Here is a 17,962-nt window from a genome sequence, read left to right as displayed (position 1 = left end):
CCTTGCGTTCCCGCCTTCTATAGCGATTGTGTCAGTGGCCGGCACCGCTCTTGCGGCTGACCGCCATGCGGCGCAGCGTGCGGAACAGCACCACCGCGACCAGCAGCGCCGCGAACAACGCGACGAAGGCCAGGATCACCGGCTGCTGCGCGAACCACCAACGCAGCGCGGTGAAGAACGGCAGATGGCCGACGGCGTACTGACTGCCCATCACGTAGTGGTTGATCTCCTCGCCGTTGAGCAGCACCAGGTCGCCGCGCAGGAACTGGGTCTTGCCGCTGTCGGACAGGATGCTGGCGAGTTCCGCCAGCCGATCGCCGTCACCGGCGGTCAGCACGACCACGGTATGGCTGGAGGACAGCGGCGACTCGAAGCTCATCATCGCCGCCAGGCTGCGGCCGGCCTGCAGGATTACATTGCCGGCATGGTCCATCGCCGCCTCGATGTCGCGGCCTTCCCAGCGCGCGCGCAGGCGCTCGACCGGGCCGATGATGCGCAGGCGCGTGACGCCGCCCGAGAACGTCATCGGCATCTGCTCCGCCCATTGATCCAGCAGCGGCTGGCTCGGACCGGAGCCCAGCACCAGGATATCGCGGTCGGCCATGCCGCCGACATCGGCGGCGTGGCCGAGCTTGAAGCGATACGCCGGATAGCCGGTGGCATTGCCGATGCGGCCCATCACCGTCAGATAGGCCTCGATATCCTTGGCGCCCATTGCTTCGGGGACGACGATGCCGGTCTGCGCCAGGTCGGCGTACTTGCTGAACGGGAAGGCGCCATTGGCGAACAGAGCCAGTTCCGGCAGATGGGTGTAGTGCGGATACGCCGACAGGTCGATCGTGGAGTCTTCGTCGATCGATCCGCGCAGGTTGTCCAGCACCACGTCCTTGCAGGGGCCTTCCTTCTTGCGCTCGAAGTAGTACTGGAACTGCAGCGCATTGTCGGCGCCGAACTTGTAGTCCGGCACGTAGACGGTGGCGGTGTTGATCGAGTCGTACTGCGACACGAACGGCAGGTTGATGCGATCGGCCGAGGCCTGGTCCTCACCGGTCGACGACAGCGCCACGGCCGACACGAACTCGCCGTTGCTGTTGATGTTCAAGGTCGACTTGGAACCCACGGTCGGCGTGTAGCGGTATTTCAGCTTCAGCTTCATGCCTTCGCCGCGCCAGGTGAACAGATCGGGCGGAGCATGGAACGGCACGCGGATCGGCTCTGGATACAGGCCAGTGGCTTCCAGCGCATACGGCTCGACCAGCTCGCCCACCGGCACCGGCCGGTCCGTCGGTACCCAGCGCGGCGCGTCGTAGGCCTTGCGCTCCTTGGGTTCGGTCAGCTCGCGCACCGAGACGTTGTCGCCGGTCAGCGCCTGCGTGCTCAGGGTCAGCGCGCGCGCCGCCATGTTCAGCGCCGCGCCGTCGCTGCCCGACACCACCAGCAGCTTGGCACCACGGCCTCGCGGGTTGTCGATCATGCTGACCTTGGCGCCGCCACTGCCGCCCGGCAGCTGCAAACCTTCGGGCAGCGCACCATTGCTGGAAATCACCACCGCGTGGCCAGGCGGCAGCTGGTTGATGTAGACCGGGAAGCTGGCGGCGCGATAAGTCGCAATAGAGCCGAACCACGAGGCGATCACGCCGGCCGCCTCGAGTTCCTGCAGGCCGGGAGCCGAGGTGAACACGAACGGAAGGCTCAGCTTGCGCGAATCGCGCGCGTCGAAGAACGGCTGCGGCAGGGTCTTCAGGTCGTTGGGCAGCGCCAGCGGTTGCACCTCGACGTCGAGAGACGAGGTATTGCTGACGATCGTCCACAGGCTGGAATCGACCGGGTTCTGGCAGTCCATCGTGTACGACATGATCGCCTGCAGGCCGATCTGGTTGTACTGCACGAACAGGCGCGGATCGACGTCGATCTCGCGCTCGGCACCGCCGGCGGTTTCGTCGTTGATGCGGATCGTGCCGACCAGTTCGCTGTTCACCAGGATGTTCAGGTGGCTGATGTTGTAGAGCAGCGCCGGTGAATGCGCGAACTTGATCTTCAGCCTGGCCTTGGTGATGACCTCGTCGTCGCGCACCGAAAGCGGGATCGCGTACTCACCCTGTACGCCGCGCAGCCGGATCGGCTTCTGCACGCCCAGGTCCTTGAAGCTCAGCGAGCGCGTCTCGGTGCGAGTCGACGAGTTCAGCGCCGTCGGTTGGGCGAGCGCCTGCGACACCGCCGATGATGGCAGCGTGCCGGCCGGCTGCGCCAGATTGCCGTCCTGCGCGCGGCTCGGCGGGCTGAAGCCGGCACTCCCGCAGGCCAGACCGATCAGCAAGCCCGTCACAATCGCCTTGCGCGGCCGGAGCGACCGGATCATTTTCTTCAAAGACTGTTTCATTTCACTTCCCGCCGTCGCAAAGCCCACATTGACCATTCTGAGCGTCCCTACGGTGCCCAGCGCCAACACTTGTCTGAATGAGTGCGCCATATCGTCCATCGGACGATTCTCGGCCCAGTGAACCCAGGCGTCGGCCCGGCCGAAGATCGCATAGATCAGCTGGCTCTCCTGGCGCAGGTTCATCTCGGAGAACTGCATCGCCAGCACGTCGCCGGTCGAGCGCGTCACCGTCGCGTCGATCCAGACTTTCTTGTATTCCGGCGCCAGCGCGACCTGCACATGCGCGTCCAGCGGCAGATGCAGGGCTTGCGTCAGGGTCAGCGCGGTGCCGCCTTCCGACAGATCGATCGTCGTCGCCGCGATCTCCGGGCCGCCCGGCACCCGCACCAGCGCGCCGATGTCGGTGGAGACGCGGATCGACGCGCGGATCTGCCGCGATTCCCAGGCCACCGACAGAGCCGCGCCGACGATGATGATGTTGTACGTGGTCCACAGCAGGTTCAGCACGACAGTGTCGAGTTCGTGGGTGTTCCAGAACAGCAGCCGCATCACGCCGACCAGCAGGCCGAGGATGTTCAGCACCAGGATCGTCACGTAGGGCTTGGCGATATCGCGATCGAAATACTCGTGCTTCACCAGGCCGCCCTTCGCGGTCACGTTGAAAGTGCCCAGCTTCGGGTTGATCAAGGCCAGCAGCGTCGGCACCAGGATGTAGGTCGCGAGCACGGTCTCGTAGACCTCGGCCCAGAACGAATGCCGGAACGGCCCCTGCAGACGCGAGTTGGTCAGGTTGGCGTGCATGATGTGCGGCGCGGCGTAGGCCAGAATCACCAGCGCGCCAGCCTGGATGATGTGCGCCTGGAAGAACAGGTACGACAGCGGCGCGGTCAGGAACACCAGCCGCGGCAGGCCATAAAAGAAATGCAGCATCGCGTTGGTGTAGCACAGCCGCTGGCCGAAGTTCAGGCCCTTGCCGAACATCGGATTGTCGGTGCGGAAAATCTGCGCCATGCCGCGCGCCCAGCGAATACGCTGGCCGACATGCGCCGACAGCGATTCGGTGGCCAGGCCCGCGGCCTGCGCGAGGTTGATGTAGGCCGTGTTCCAGCCGCGCCGATGCATCTTCAGCGAGGTATGCGCGTCCTCGGTTACGGTCTCGACCGCGATGCCGCCCACTTCCATCAAGGCGGTGCGGCGCAGCACCGCGCAGGAGCCGCAGAAGAAGGTCGCGTTCCAGAAATCGTTGCCGTCCTGCAGCAGGCCGTAGAACAGTTCGCCCTCGTTGGGCACCTTGCGGAACGTGCCGAGGTTGCGCTCGAACGGATCGGGCGAGAAGAAATGGTGAGGCGTCTGCAGCATGCCCAGCTTCTTGTCCTTCAAAAACCAGCCGAGCGTGATCTGCAGAAACGAGCGCGTCGGCACGTGATCGCAGTCGAAGATCGCGATGTACTCGCCGTGGGTCTTCTCCATCGCCCGGTTCAGGTTACCGGCCTTGGCGTGCTTGGAGTCGTTGCGCGTAATGTGGGTGACGCCGACCGCGGCGCAGAAGTCCTTGAACTCCTGGCGGCGTCCGTCGTCGAGCACGTAGACGTTGAAGCGATCTTTCGGCCAGTCCATCGCCAGCGCGGCGAGCACCGTCGGCCGCACCACTTTCAGCGGCTCGTTGTAGGTCGGGATATAGATGTCGACCGTCGGCCACTGCGTCGGCGGCGACATCAGCGGGCTGGGCTTGCGCTGCAGCGGCCACAGCACCTGGAAATAGCCGAGCACCAGCACGACATAGGCATAGAACTCAGCCAGGATCAGGCCGATCGCGAAGCCGTTGTCGAACACCGAATGCGCCGAGAAACTCACCGATTCGGTGACGCGCCAGTACATGTAGCGGGTCGAAACCAGCACCGAGATGCCCATCATCATCAAGGACACCAGGCGCCCTTCGATGCGGTTCAGCCAGGTCGCGGCCAGGAACATCGCGACGCCGAAAGCAAACTGCCAACTCAGCGACAAGGGCACCGTGACCACCACGTAGATCGGCAGCACACAGACCAGCAGCACGCCCCACAGCGCCCAGGGATGCTCCCAGAGCGGCTTCTCGATCAGATGCTCGATGCGGCGGTCCAGATTGTTGATCAGGGGCATCGGTCTTTACCTAAACTCTGGCTGGTTCAGTAGCCAGTCGGCGATCTGGCCGGCATCCTGCGCGGCGATCGAGTCTGGCGCATAACGCGAAACCGGAGCCTGCGAGGCCAGGGCCTCCTCCACCAACGCGTCGAAGCGCAGCACCGACGGTACCAGCCGGTAGCCGAGCTCGCCTTGCATCGCGGCCAGCACGTCGCGGCACAGCGGGCGGGCCGCGTTCATCCGGTTGACCAGGTAATAGGAACTCGCGAACTCTGAACGGGAACGGCAGTACTCGGCTAGCCATCTTTCCATACTGGCGATGGTGACGAACGAAGCCGCATCGGGCAGCAGCACCGTCAGCGCGACATCGGCAGCGAGCAGAGCCTGCTGCAGATACAGCGAACCGCCGGGCGGCGTGTCGATCAGCGTGATCGTGCCCGGCTCGGCCGGAACCTGTTGCAGATTGCGCCGCAGCCAATCTGGATCGCGATCGAGGCCGCGCTCGAAGTCGCGGCGATCCGACTCGGCCAGCGAGCCGTAAGGCAGCAGGCGTACCCCATAAGGGCTGGCGAATTCCGCGCCTGCCAGCGTCCACTGCTGCAGGCCCTGCACCGCCAGGCCGCGCGCATCGTCGACCGGCATGCGCAGATGCAGGCGCAGCGCGTTCTGCGGATCGAGATCGACCGCGAGCACCGGCCGCTGGCGATCGACCAGGGCCATCGCCAGATTGGCGACGACGCTCGTCTTGCCGACTCCACCCTTGGGCGATACGACGGCAACGAGCGTTGAGCGTGGATTCACGTGCGATACGCCGCCGAGCGCTCAGCGCGGCGGACGCGGGTCGGAAATCCGGCTGAATACATCGCCCAGATTCTCCTCGCGCGCCTGCATGGCACGTGGCGCGATGGAATCGGCACTGTAGTTGAAGTGCAGATGTGCCGGCTTCTGCTGCGCTACGCGTTCGGGCGCGACCAGGCGACGGAAGGTGCTGAGCAGTTCGCCGCTGGCCGGCACCTCTGCAGACGGCCCGGCATCGGCAAAAGTCGGCGCGCCAGGCGCCGGGGCTTGCGGCGCCTCGGCCGAAACCGGCGCTGCTGCGGGCGGCCGCATGGGCTCGGCCGGAGCCACCGGCTCCCGCCAGCGCCGGCGAGCCGCCTCGGTGAGCTGATCGACGGCTTCGGCGACCGGACGACGGCTCAACTCCATGAACAGGCGGCGCGTCGGCTGGTCCTCGCTGATCACCGGAATCGGCATTTCGACGGGCGCGATCGGTGCCTGACTGCGTTCGATCTGGGCAACGCGAGTCGGTGTTTCCACCGCGGCACGCAGCAAGGACCAGCGCGTGGACAAGTCGGTCGCAGCAGCCGCAACCGGTGTCACGGTCGGCGCCTGCAGACGCACCGGCGGCGGCGCGATCGTCGTGGGCGCGATCGGCGGCGGCATCGGTACCGCGGCCGGAACGGTCGGCGGCAGCTGGACGGTGGCCGCAGCAAGGGTCGTCGGTGCGACGGTCGGCGGCATCAGCGATCCGCCACGAGTCGCGGCGCGGGTTTTCTCGCGCAGCTCCTGGTAGTCGCCCGGGTTCAGACCCAGATGCGAGAACAGCTGCTTGATGTCGTCGCTACGATCGGCCATGGCGGACGGGCTCGGGCGCTCAGACGAAGTAGCTGGGATGAGCCAGGCGGAAACGCAGCACGTCGACCGGGCCCTCGACGCCGCCGACCTGGTGCAGTTCCAGCGGGCCGCTTGCGCCCAGTCGTTTCAGCCAGGCCGCGTAGATGCCTTCGATGACGGCCGGCGACCAGGCCAGCGCGACGTCGCCGAAAGCCTGGCGCAGCGGAGCGCAGGCATGGACAAACTCGAGCGAGGACTGCAGATCGCGGATCTTGACCCAGCCCCAGCCGGCGTAGCCGAACCAATGGTTGGCGTTGCGCTCCAGATCGGCCAGCGAGGTGCCGGCCGGCAGCGGGTCGGCCGCCGCGATGCGCCCGCCGATCGCGAAGAAAAACGAACGCAGCTCTTCCGGCGGCATCTGCGCATTGAGTTCATCGGCAAGCGCACGCAGCAGAGGCAACCACAGGCTGTGGGACGCCCGGCTGTGGAAATACTGGAGACTGCCCTGTTCCAAATCGCTCATGCGGTCCCTTGTTCGCGTTCGCCCCGGGTCAGGCGAGCGCGCTGCGAATGCCGTTAAGTTAATCGGGGAAAGCTTTGATAACAATGCCAAGGCCGTAACTTACAGGCATACGCATCGCCCATGTCAGCGCTACGGCTGGGGCGCATATTGAACTCGATGTCAGCGCCGTGCGCGCCGCTGGGCAATTTGCTCCACAACCACGCCGGATATTTCCCGCAGTTGTAGGAGCGGGTCATACCCGCGACTGCGCCGGTGGGGCCGCAGTCGCGGGTATGACCCGCTCCTACACGTCAGGCATCGCGCCGCTAATCCGCCGCGCCGAAGAACTTCTTGGCCCGGTCCAGCCAGCCTGCGGCTTCGGGATTGTGGCGGGTGCTGCCGTCGCCCTGTAGCGAGGCGCCGAACTCGCGCAGGCTCTCGCGCTGCTTCTTGTTCAGGCGCACCGGCGTCTCGATCACGACCGTGCATAGCAGGTCGCCGATCGCACCGCCGCGCACCGACTTGACGCCCTTGCCGCGCAGGCGGAACACCTTGCCGGTCTGGGTTTCCTCCGGCAGCTTGAGCTGGGCGCGGCCGGCCAGGGTCGGCACGTCGAGCTCGCCGCCGAGCGCGGCGGTGACGAAGTCGATCGGCACCGTGCAGTACAGATCGCTGCCATCGCGCTCGAAGAACTCGTGCGGCTTGACGTTGACCTGCACGTACAGATCACCCGGAGGTGCGCCGCGCTCGCCGGCCTCGCCTTCGCCGGTCAGGCGGATGCGATCGCCGGTATCGACGCCGGCCGGGATCTTGACCTCGAGGGTCTTCTCGCGGCGGATCTTGGCGGCGCCGCGGCAGGTCTTGCAGGGATCGCTGATCTGGGTGCCGCGACCGCGGCAATGCGGGCAGGTCTGTTGCAGAACGAAGAAACCCTGCTGCACGCGCACCTGGCCGCTGCCTGCACAGCTGATGCACTTGGGCGGCGCCTTGCCGTCGGCGGTGCCCTGGCCGTTGCAGCTGGCGCAGTCTGCCAAAGTCGGAATGCGGATCGTCTCGGCCGATCCGAACACCGCCTGCTCCAGGCTCAGCTCCATCATGTAGCGCAGGTCGGAGCCGCGGCGCGGCCCGCTGCGACGGCCACCGCCGCCGCCAAAAATGTCGCTGAAGACGTCGCCGAAGATGTCGCTGAAACCGCCTTCGCCGAAACCACCGCCGGCACCACCGCGCTGCAGGCCTTCGTGACCGTGCTCGTCGTAGATCGCGCGCTTCTGCGCGTCGGTCAGCACTTCGTAGGCCTCGTTGGCCTCCTTGAATTTCTCTTCGGCAGCGGTGTCACCCGGATTGCGGTCCGGGTGCAGCTTCATCGCCAGGCGGCGATAAGCTTTTTTCAGTTCCTCGTCGCTGGCCTGGCGGCTGACACCGAGAACTTCGTAATAGTCACGCTTGCTCATGAGACCGGGAAATCCAGAAGAGTTGGAACGGGGTATGGATCGGCGAATAGTTTGGCGAACAACTTGGTGGAAGCAAGGACCGCGCTAGAGACGCAAAAGGAGACGGGCGATTTCTCGCCCGTCTCCCGTTCGCTCATCGCCGACTTATTTCTTGTCGTCGTTGACTTCGGTGAACTCCGCGTCCATCACGTCTCCGTCCTTGTTGCCACCCGCGTTCTTGGCGTTCGGCGAGGCGCCCTCGGCGGCACCGGCCTTGGCGTAGGCGCGCTCGGCGAGCTTGCCGGCGGACTCGGACAGCACCGCGCTCTTGGCGTCGATCGCGTCCTTGTCGCCGCTCTTGACCGCTTCGCGCAGCTCGCTGATCGCGGACTCGATCTGGGTCTTCTCGTCAGCCTGCACCTGGTCGGCCAGATCCTTCAGCGACTTTTCGACGCCGTGGATCAGCTGGTCGGCCTGGTTGCGGGCGGTGACCAGCTCGTTGAACTTCTTGTCGTCCTCGGCGTGGGCTTCGGCGTCCTTGATCATCTGCTGGATCTCGGCGTCGCTGAGGCCCGAGTTCGCCTTGATGACGATGCTCTGGCTCTTGCCGGTGGCCTTGTCCTTGGCGCCGACATTCAGGATGCCGTTGGCGTCGATGTCGAAAGTCACTTCGATCTGCGGCATGCCGCGGCTGGCCGGCGGGATGTCGGTGAGGTCGAAACGGCCGAGCATCTTGTTGGCCGAGGCGACTTCGCGCTCGCCCTGGAACACCTGGATCGTCACGGCCGTCTGGTTGTCGTCGGCGGTGGTGAAGGTCTCGCTCTTGCGGGTCGGGATCGTGGTGTTCTTCTCGATCAGCTTGGTCATCTTGCCGCCCAGGGTTTCGATGCCCAGGCTCAGCGGAGTGACGTCGAGCAGCAGCACGTCCTTGACCTCGCCGGACAGCACGGCGCCCTGGATCGCGGCGCCGACAGCGACCGCCTCGTCGGGGTTGACGTCACGGCGCGGTTCGCGGCCGAAGAACTCCTTGACCGCGTCCTGCACCTTGGGCATGCGGGTCTGGCCGCCGACCATGATCACTTCCTGGATGTCGCCTGCCTTCAGGCCGGCATCCTTGAGCGCAATCTTGCAGGGCTCGATGGTCTTGGCGATCAGCTCGTCGACCAGCGACTCCAGCTTGGAGCGCGTCATCTTGATATTCAGATGCTTCGGGCCGGAGGCGTCGGCGGTCACGTACGGCAGGTTGATGTCGGTCTGGGTGGTGCTGGACAGCTCGATCTTGGCCTTCTCGGCGGCCTCTTTCAGGCGCTGCAATGCGAGCGGGTCCTTGCGCAGGTCGATGCCCTGCTCTTTCTTGAACTCGTCGGCGATGTATTCGATCACGCGCATGTCGAAGTCTTCGCCACCCAGGAAGGTGTCGCCGTTGGTGGACAGCACTTCGAACTGGTGCTCGCCATCGACTTCGGCGATCTCGATGATCGACACGTCGAAGGTGCCGCCGCCGAGATCGTACACCGCGATCTTGCGGTCGCCCTTGACTTTGTCCAGGCCGAAAGCCAGCGCGGCCGCGGTCGGCTCGTTGATGATGCGCTTGACGTCCAGGCCGGCGATCTTGCCGGCGTCCTTGGTCGCCTGGCGCTGGCTGTCGTTGAAGTAGGCCGGCACCGTGATCACGGCTTCGGTGACGGTTTCGCCGAGATAGTCTTCGGCGGTCTTCTTCATCTTCAGCAGGGTCTGCGCGGAGATTTCCGGCGCCGACAGCTTCTTGCCCTTGACGTCGATCCAGGCGTCGCCGTTGGGCGCCTTGATGATCTTGTAGGGCACCATGCCGATGTCTTTCTGCACGACGCTGTCTTCGAAGCGGCGGCCGATCAGGCGCTTCACCGCATACAGCGTGTTGTGCGGATTGGTCACGGCCTGGCGCTTGGCGGCGCGGCCGACGATCACCTGGCCGTCGTCGGCGTAGGCGACGATCGACGGCGTGGTGCGCTCGCCTTCGCTGTTCTCGATGACCTTGACCGTGCCGCCTTCCATGATGGCGACGCAGGAATTGGTGGTGCCGAGGTCGATGCCGATGATTCTTGCCATTTGAGTAACTCCGAAAATATTGGTTCGTATTGCCGACGACTGCTGCCTATCTAGTGGCCGGTCGTCGGCATTCAAGAGAGTTTTTACCGGGTACCGCCATAAAGCCTTGACGCAGGTCAGGGTGCGCGAGCGACGATCACCATTGCCGGACGCAGCAGCCGCTCGTGCAGCTTGTAGCCCTTCTGCATCACGTTGAGCACATGGTTGGGCGGCACATCGGCCGAAGGCACCATGCTGACCGCCTCGTGGAAGTCGGGGTTGAACGGCTGACCCCTGGGGTCGACCTGGGTCACGCCCTGCTTCTCCAGCAGCGCCACCAGCTGGCGGCGCGTCAGCTCCAGACCTTCGACGATGGTCTTGACCTGCACGTCGGGTGCCGATGCGGCCTGCAGGCCCAGATCGACGGAGTCGGAAATGCCGAGCAACTCGCCGAGCAGCTTCTCGGCCCCGAACTTGGACGCCGCGCCGATCTCGCGTTCGGCGCGCTTGCGCACGTTGTCGAGTTCAGCCAGCGCCCGCAGTTGCGCCTCGCGGGCGGCCTGGGCCTGGGCACGCAGATCCTCGATCTGGGCAGTCAGCGCGGCCAGGTCGGGCGGGGCGTCGGCCGCGGTAGCGGTCTCGTCTATCGAAGGTTCGGGAGTCGCCGTCATGGTCTGAGTCGAATGATGTCTGGGTTCTGTAGGGGTTTTGTATGAAAAACGTCGTGTGCGGCTTGTTTTGGGGGCAAAAACAGGTCGTTCAAGCCCCAAAACAGCCGAAGCCGCCGCTGGCCGTTAGCAAACGCGCCAGCCGTTGGGGCCGCGATTGTAGCGACCTCAGGCCTTCAGCAGCAGTCCCACGGGAAAATCGGCCAGCAGCCGGGCCAGCGGCAGGGACTGATCGGACGGCAACTCGAGGCCCCGGCCGCTCAACACGTCGCAATAGCGGCCGGCCGCCAGCGTGATCGAGGTATCGGCCCAGCCGGCCGCCGCGGACGCGGCGGTCTGGGTCTCGCCCGCCAACTGCGGCCACAGCCGCGGCGCCAGCACGATCAGCGCCGCGTCCTCGCCCTGCCGGCGGAACGCGAGCAGCAGCTCGGCCCTGGCTCCGGTGGCGGTGATCGCCTCGTAGCTGCCGGACGCGAACAGGCCGGGCCGCTCGCGGCGCAGGCGCAGCACGCTGCGGATCAGGTGCAGCTTCACCCGGCCGTCCTGCCAGTGCGCCAGCAGCTCGCTGGCGGCCCCCGCGCCGCTGAGCCGGGCCAGCGATGCGGATTTGGCGCGGACGTCGGCGTAATCCACCGGCCGGCGATTGTCCGGATCGACCATCGACAGCTCCCACAGCTCGGAGCCGCGATAGATGTCGGGCACGCCGGGCATGGTCAGCCGCAGCAGGGTCTGCGACAGCGAAGTCAGTGCGCCGAACCAGGCGACGCGCGCAGCAAAGCGCTGGAAGTCGGCCAGAAACGGGTTGCCGGCGCCCGGCATCAGCGCACCTTTGACGAAGCGCGCCAGGGCCTGTTCGTAGGCCTCGTTGGGCTGGGTCCAGCTCGAGCGCTGCTTGCCTTCGCGCGCCGCCTTCAGCATCGCGCCCTCGACCCGCTCGGCCAGCGAGGCCAGGCCGGCCGCGTCGTCGATCGCCAGATCCGCGGGCCAGGCGCCGATCAGCGTCTGATAGAAGTAGTACTGGTGATTGAAGTCTGGCGCCGGCTCGCCGTCGACCTCGCCGGCCAGCCGCCGGTTGCTGCGCGACCAGAAGCGCAGCCGCGCCGCCCATTCGGTGCTCAGGCCGCTCAGGCAGGCGATGCGCGCCCGCGCGTCTTCGCCGCGCTTGGTGTCGTGCGTGCTGCCGCCGATCATGTCCAGCGGATGCTGCTGCAGGCGCTGGGCATTGGCCTTGTGAAACGCCGACGGCGACACCGCGTAGCGGCGCGGGTCGCCGCCGACTTCGTTGTGCACCAGCAGCCGGAAGTAGCGATAGAAACTGGTGTCTTCCAGGCCCTTGGCCATCGCCGGGCCGGACAGCTGCTGAAAGCGCATCGCCGCCAGCCGCACCGCCTGGCCCGAATACGGCGAGCCTTCGGCCGCCAGATCGCCGCTCAGGATGCTGCCGATGAAATCGAAGATCGAGGTTTCGATCGGCCCCGCGTTCTTCTTGGCCAGGCCCACCGCCCACTCGATATAGCGGCGGTCCGCCGCAGACAGGCGCCCGCTCTCGTCCAGATACGTGCGATACACCGGGAAGCGCGCCACCAGTTCTTCCAGCCCCTTGCGGATCGCCGCGTAAGTGAAATCGCGCGAGCGCCACTGGCTGGCGCTGAGCGTCTGCACCGCGTTGGCAAGCACACCCATCTCGCTGGCCAGGTTGTTCTGCACGATCAGCTTCTTGCACTCGTACAGGATCTCGTCATAGGGCTTGCGCTCGCCGCTGTAGCGGCGGTAGATCGTCGACAGCGCACGCTCGGAATCCGGGTCGACGAACAGGCCGCCGAGCAGGTTCAGCGTGTCGTAGCCAGTGGTGCCGGCGACCGGCCAGTCGCCGGGCAACTCTTCGTAGTGCGCGAGGATTTTCTCGAGCAGGATGTACGCCGGTGCGTCGAGCTTGCCGGCCGCGTCCTGCAGGCACCGCGCGAGGCGTTCACTGAGGCGCTCACTGTATTGGCGCGGATCGAACAGGCCGTCGATATGATCGATGCGCAGGCCCTGCACCTTGTTTTCGGCGACCAGGCGCAGCGTCGTGCGATGCACTTCGTCGAACAGCTCGCGGCGTTCGACGCGCAGGCCGGCGAGTTCGTTGATGTCGAAGAAGCGCCGGTAGTTGACCTCGTCCGACGACACGCGCCAGTACGCGGCGCGATAACTCTGCCGGTCGAGCAGCAGGCCGAGCCGGTCCCAGCTCTGCCGGTCGCCTTCGTGTCCGCCGACGCTGGCGAGCGCCTGCTGGATCAGGTCGCCCAGGCCGGACTCGTCGGCCAGGGTTTCGGCCAGCTGCTGCTTCAGCGAGGCCGCGGTTTCGCGCACCGCGGTATCCGAGCCGGGCTGCTCCTTCAGCAACTGGAAGTCGCGAACCAGATTGGCCAGCCGGTGCCTGCCCTCGCCCACCGCCGTCAGCAAGGCGGGCTCCAGCAGCTCCGCGTAATCCATGGCCGAGATCGGCAGACGGTTCTCGTAGTACCAGGCGCTGATGCTGCCGGTTCGGGCGTCGAACTTCAGCGCGATTTCACCGCGCTCCAGCACCAGGCCGAACTGGTCGCCGAGCACCGGCAGCAGAACCTTGCCTTCGAGATTGCGCCGGCTGGATTTCCAGTCGATGTCGAAATCCAGCGCATGCGGCGAACGCTGGCCCCATTCGAGCACGTCCATCCAGGCGGCGTTGTCGACGCCGATGCCGACGTGGTTGGGCACGATGTCGAGGATCAGGCCCAGGCCGTGTTCGTCGAGCGCCGCAATCAGGCGTTCAAAACCCTCCTCGCCGCCCAGTTCGGGATTGAAGCGGTTGTGATCGACGATGTCGTAGCCATGCATCGAGCCCGGCTTGGCCGCCATGATCGGCGAGGCGTACAGATGCGAGAACCCGAGATCGGCCAGATAACCGGCCAGGGCGGCCGCATCGTCGAAGCGGAAGTCCTGATGCAGCTGCACGCGATAGGTCGCGCGCGGCAGCGTCGGCGGCTGCCTCATGCTAGCGCTCCTTGCCGGTCGACGACGTTGAGCGCGACATACCAGGGCGGCAGATCGCCGCCGTCCAGATCGGCCGTCGCATAAACGCGGCGGCCGAGCACTTTGCCAGCATCGACTGCAACGCTGCTGTCGCTCAGATTCGCAACCAGCTGCAGCACCGCGCCATCACCGAAGCGCCAGTGCACATAGATCGCGCCCTGCTCGTCGACGGCACTGGTCCCCGAGCCGCCACGCGAAGTTGCCATGCGCGGCACCACATGCTCGCGGCGCACCGCAAGCATGTCTCGATGCAGCTTCGTCCACTGCGCTTTGCGCGCCGGCTCGGACCAGTCGAGCACCGCGCTTTGAAACGTTGTCTCGGCGAGCGGATCGGGAATGCGCTTGATCGCCTCGGGGTCCTGAAACTCGGGGAAGGATTTGAACTCCTCGATGCGCCCCTTGCGCACCGCGTCCGCAAGCTCGCCGCCAAAATCGCAGAAGAACGGGAATGGCTGCTCGCTGTTCCATTCCTGGCCCATCCACAGCATCGGAATCTGCGGCGCCAGCAGCAGCACCGCAGTGCCGGCGCGTATTGCTTCTGGCTTGGCGAATTTGCCGAGCCGCCAGCCAAATGCATGATTGCCGACCTGGTCGTGATTCTGGATGAAGGATACGAACGCGGTCGGCGGCAAGGCAGCGCTCGGCTCACCGCGCGTGGTGTTATCGCGATGTTTCGATGCCTCGCCCTGATACGCGAAGCCTTCGGCGAGCACTCGCGCGACGTATTGCTGCGGCTGACCCTCGCCGAGCGTGTAGTCGTCGTAATAGCCACCACGCATGTCGGTGATCGACACCCGCAGCACATGATGAAAATCATCGTTCCATTGCGCGGTATGCGGACCGGGGCCCTGATAAGCCTGGCCGATCACGCTGCTGCGATTCTGGTCGTTCTCCAGGATCAGATGGATCGGCCGCTCCCTGATCGTCTCGCGGATACGCTGGCCGAGTTCGACGACGATGTCGGGCCGGCTGTCGTCGCGGATCGCGTGCACCGCATCGAAGCGCAGGCCGTCGAGGTGATACTCCTGCAGCCAGTACAGCGCGTTCTCGATGAAGAACGAGCGCACGATATCGGAACGCGCGTCGTCGAAATTGATCGCGGCGCCCCAGGGCGTCTGATGCCTGGATGTGAAGAAATCCGGCGCATACAGTGACAGGTAGTTGCCGTCCGGTCCGAAGTGGTTGTAGACCACGTCGAGGATCACCGAGATGCCGCGACGATGCGCCGCCTGGACCAGGCGCTTCAGGCCATCGGGCCCGCCGTAGCGCTCCTCGACCGCAAACAACAGCACGCCGTCGTAGCCCCAGTTCCAGCGGCCCGGGCACTCGGCGACCGGCATCAACTCGATCGCATTGATGCCGATATCCAGCAGATGATCGAAGTGCGCGATGACGCCGTCGAAAGTACCCGCCTGCGAGAAGCAGCCCACGTGCAACTCGTAGACGACGGCCTCGTGCCAGGGTCGGCCGCGCCAGTCGCGGTCCTGCCAGTCGAAGGCCCGCGCATCGACCACCACGCTGGGGCCGGCAACGCTCTCGGGCTGATAGCGTGATGCCGGATCGGGCACCAGTATGTCGGCGACGCGATAGCGATAGCGAGTGCCGGCCCTGGCCTGATCGGTGATCAGCTCGAAGAAACCCTGCCCGGCCCGATTCATCCTCCATGTTTCGCCGCCGTCGATAACCAGCTCCGCGGCATCGACACCCGGCGCCCACAGCCGGAAGCGCACGCCGTTCTCCACACATTCGGCACCGAACGGCAACTCGCGATGGCGCTTCACGCCGCGCCCGCCTGCGCGCGCGCCACCAGCGGCTCGGCGTCCGGCTCGGCGTCGATACTCTCGTCGTTGGCGGGCTCTTCGGCGATCGTCGGCGGGCCGACGGCTTCCGCCTGCGTCATCCGTGCGAAGCCGGCGGGCTCCGCGCGATTGATCAACAGTGCCATCGAGCGGCCCTGGATCCTGTAGCACTGGCCCCTGGAGAAGAACCGGCCTTCTTCGGAAAAGCCCGATTCCAGCGCGGTATCGATCAGCAATTCCCAGCGCATTTCGGTCTTCATGTCGGGCATGCAGAACTCGATCTCTTCGTGATGCGCATTCATCAGCACCATGAAACTGTCGTCGATGTCGCGCTGGCCGCCCGGGGTGTAGTACTCGCCCGCCGCGCCGCCGAGCACCCAGCCGAGACAGCGCGCCATGCCGTTGTTCCAATCCTCGTGGGTTTGCTCGTTACCGCTGGGCGCAAGCCAGGTAATGTCCTTGAGCCCGTCGGCGGCCATGACCTTGCCGCGAAAGAAACCGGGCCGTGAAAACACCCGGTGCCTGCGGCGCAGCGCGATCACCCGGCGCACGAAATCCTGCAGGCGCTGATCCTCGGGCCGCAGGTTTTCCCACTGCGTCCACGAGATCGCATCGTCCTGGCAGTAGGCATTGTTGTTGCCATTCTGCGAGCGGCCCATCTCGTCGCCGGCCAGCAGCATCGGCACACCCAGCGACAGGATCAGCGTCGCCAGATGATTGCGCTTGAGCTGATCGCGAATCTTCACGATCACAGGGTCATCGGTCGGTCCCTCGACGCCGCAGTTCCACGACAGGTTGTCGTCGGTGCCGTCGCGATTGTCTTCGCCGTTGGCCTGGTTGTGCTTGTCGTTGTACGACACCAGATCCTGCAAGGTGAAGCCGTCGTGCGCGGTGACGAAATTGATCGACGACCACGGCCTGCGGCCGTTGTGATCGTAGATATCCGACGAGCCGGTGACGCGGTTGCCCATCTCGGCGAGCAGGCCGCCATCGCCTTTCCAGAACTTGCGCACGGTGTCGCGGAACGCGCCGTTCCATTCCGCCCAGCCCGGTGGAAAGCCGCCGACCTGATAGCCGTAAGGGCCCAGGTCCCAGGGCTCGGCGATCATCTTCACCGTGTTCAGCAGCGGATCCTGGCGCACTGCATCGAGAAAAGCCGCACCCGGATCGAAGTTGCCGTGCTCGCGCGCCAGCGTCGAGCACAGATCGAACCGGAAGCCGTCGACATGCATCTCGCTGACCCAGTAGCGCAGCGAATCCATCACCATCTGCAGCACGCGCGGATGATCGACGTTGAGCGTATTGCCGGTGCCGGTGAAATCCATGTAGTAGCGCGGATCTTCGGTGAGCCGGTAGTAGCTGGCGTTGTCGATGCCGCGCAGCGACAAGGTCGGGCCCATATGATTGCCTTCGGCCGTGTGGTTGTAGACCACGTCGAGAATCACCTCGATGCCGGCGCCGTGCAGGCGCTTGACCGTGGTCTTGAACTCTTCGACCAGGCCGCTGTAAAGAAACCGCGGATCGGGCGCAAAAAACCCGATCGAGTTGTAGCCCCAGTAATTGGTCAGGTTGCGCTGGACCAGATGCCGGTCGTTGAGGAAGTGATGAACCGGCAGCAGCTCCACCGCAGTGACGCCGGTGCGCACCAGATGATCGAGCACCGGTGGCGCGACCAGGCCGGCGAAGGTGCCGCGCTTGTTCTGGGCGACGCCGGGATGCAGCTTGGTGAAACCCTTCACATGGGTTTCCATGATCACGGTTTCTTCCCAGCTGGTGCGCGGCCGGCGGTCCTCGCCCCAGGTGAAAGAGGTGTCGACGACGCGGCACTTCGGCATATAGCGCGCATTGTCGCGCTTGTCGAAAGACAGATCGTCCTTGGTATGGCCGATGCGATAGCCGAAGTTGGCGTCGCTCCAGTTCAGATCGCCGGCGATGGACTTGGCGTAAGGATCGAGCAGCAGCTTGTTCGCGTTGAAGCGATGCCCGTGCTCGGGCGCGTAAGGGCCATGCACGCGGTAGCCGTAAAGCAGGCCCGGGCGCGCATCGGGCAGATAACCGTGCCAGATCTGATCGCTGTATTCGGGCAGCCTGACGCGGGCGATTTCATGCTGACCGCTGGGGTCGAACAGGCACAGATCCACCGCTACCGCATTGGCGGAAAACAGCGCGAAATTGACCCCTTCACCGTCCCAGCTTGCTCCCAGCGGATACGAGCGACCCGGCCAGACCACGGTGCGTGCTTTCTGCCGAACAGTCGATTCCATGCAAGGACTTTCCCTGTCGTCCACCGGCGGTCATGCGAGAGTCGCAAGACGTAACGGGCCAGCAGA

General features: G+C 65.4%; 10 protein-coding genes. All 10 read right to left on the bottom strand.

Annotation, left to right across the window (positions count from 1 at the left end; translation table 11 throughout):
• Positions 1 to 31: 31 nt before the first annotated feature.
• The 10 genes from bcsA to glgX all read right to left on the bottom strand — a co-directional run bounded on the left by bcsA (position 32) and on the right by glgX (position 17,896).
• Positions 32 to 4,519, bottom strand: coding sequence for a UDP-forming cellulose synthase catalytic subunit (gene bcsA / locus JWQ90_RS15995; RefSeq protein WP_299695987.1), 4,488 nt, complete (start codon positions 4,517 to 4,519; stop codon positions 32 to 34).
• Between the two features lie 6 nt (positions 4,520 to 4,525).
• Positions 4,526 to 5,302: a cellulose biosynthesis protein BcsQ gene (gene bcsQ, locus JWQ90_RS15990; protein WP_299695986.1), complete on the bottom strand. Its 777-nt coding sequence runs from the start codon at positions 5,300 to 5,302 to the stop codon at positions 4,526 to 4,528.
• Positions 5,303 to 5,323: 21 nt separating this feature from the next.
• Positions 5,324 to 6,136 (bottom strand): BcsR/BcsP family cellulose biosynthesis protein, encoded by an 813-nt coding sequence (gene bcsR, locus JWQ90_RS15985; RefSeq protein WP_299695985.1) that lies wholly within the window; start codon positions 6,134 to 6,136, stop codon positions 5,324 to 5,326.
• A 19-nt stretch (positions 6,137 to 6,155) separates the two neighbouring features.
• Positions 6,156 to 6,638 (bottom strand): hypothetical protein, encoded by a 483-nt coding sequence (locus tag JWQ90_RS15980; RefSeq protein WP_299695983.1) that lies wholly within the window; start codon positions 6,636 to 6,638, stop codon positions 6,156 to 6,158.
• A 305-nt stretch (positions 6,639 to 6,943) separates the two neighbouring features.
• Positions 6,944 to 8,068 (bottom strand): molecular chaperone DnaJ, encoded by a 1,125-nt coding sequence (gene dnaJ / locus JWQ90_RS15975; RefSeq protein ID WP_299695981.1) that lies wholly within the window; start codon positions 8,066 to 8,068, stop codon positions 6,944 to 6,946.
• A gap of 144 nt (positions 8,069 to 8,212) precedes the next feature.
• A complete protein-coding gene (dnaK, locus tag JWQ90_RS15970) occupies positions 8,213 to 10,135 on the bottom strand; it encodes a molecular chaperone DnaK (protein ID WP_299695980.1) in 1,923 nt (640 codons plus the stop codon).
• 116 nt (positions 10,136 to 10,251) lie between these two features.
• Positions 10,252 to 10,785 carry a nucleotide exchange factor GrpE gene (grpE, locus tag JWQ90_RS15965; RefSeq protein WP_299695978.1) on the bottom strand — a complete coding sequence of 178 codons (534 nt, stop codon included), beginning with the start codon at positions 10,783 to 10,785 and terminating at the stop codon, positions 10,252 to 10,254.
• 165 nt (positions 10,786 to 10,950) lie between these two features.
• A complete protein-coding gene (gene treY / locus JWQ90_RS15960) occupies positions 10,951 to 13,794 on the bottom strand; it encodes a malto-oligosyltrehalose synthase (RefSeq protein WP_299695976.1) in 2,844 nt (947 codons plus the stop codon).
• Positions 13,791 to 15,614 carry a malto-oligosyltrehalose trehalohydrolase gene (gene treZ, locus JWQ90_RS15955; RefSeq protein ID WP_299695974.1) on the bottom strand — a complete coding sequence of 608 codons (1,824 nt, stop codon included), beginning with the start codon at positions 15,612 to 15,614 and terminating at the stop codon, positions 13,791 to 13,793. The genes treY and treZ overlap by 4 nt, the downstream gene beginning before the upstream one ends.
• Positions 15,611 to 17,896 carry a glycogen debranching protein GlgX gene (gene glgX / locus JWQ90_RS15950; RefSeq protein WP_299695973.1) on the bottom strand — a complete coding sequence of 762 codons (2,286 nt, stop codon included), beginning with the start codon at positions 17,894 to 17,896 and terminating at the stop codon, positions 15,611 to 15,613. Before glgX ends, treZ begins: the two co-directional genes overlap by 4 nt.
• Positions 17,897 to 17,962 lie beyond the last annotated feature (66 nt).

Source organism: Hydrocarboniphaga sp., from assembly GCF_028291725.1.
Taxonomy (GTDB): Bacteria; Pseudomonadota; Gammaproteobacteria; order Nevskiales; family Nevskiaceae; genus Hydrocarboniphaga.
This window is presented reverse-complemented; position numbering and strand designations above follow the sequence as displayed.

Bases quoted from the DNA above. Each gene is read 5' to 3' on its own strand.
- JWQ90_RS15980 (WP_299695983.1), bottom strand. From the start codon at position 6,638: ATGAGCGATTTGGAACAGGGCAGTCTCCAGTATTTCCACAGCCGGGCG.
- treY (WP_299695976.1), bottom strand. From the start codon at position 13,794: ATGAGGCAGCCGCCGACGCTGCCGCGCGCGACCTATCGCGTGCAGCTG.
- dnaK (WP_299695980.1), bottom strand. From the start codon at position 10,135: ATGGCAAGAATCATCGGCATCGACCTCGGCACCACCAATTCCTGCGTC.
- dnaJ (WP_299695981.1), bottom strand. From the start codon at position 8,068: ATGAGCAAGCGTGACTATTACGAAGTTCTCGGTGTCAGCCGCCAGGCC.
- bcsR (WP_299695985.1), bottom strand. From the start codon at position 6,136: ATGGCCGATCGTAGCGACGACATCAAGCAGCTGTTCTCGCATCTGGGT.
- grpE (WP_299695978.1), bottom strand. From the start codon at position 10,785: ATGACGGCGACTCCCGAACCTTCGATAGACGAGACCGCTACCGCGGCC.
- glgX (WP_299695973.1), bottom strand. From the start codon at position 17,896: ATGGAATCGACTGTTCGGCAGAAAGCACGCACCGTGGTCTGGCCGGGT.
- bcsA (WP_299695987.1), bottom strand. From the start codon at position 4,519: ATGCCCCTGATCAACAATCTGGACCGCCGCATCGAGCATCTGATCGAG.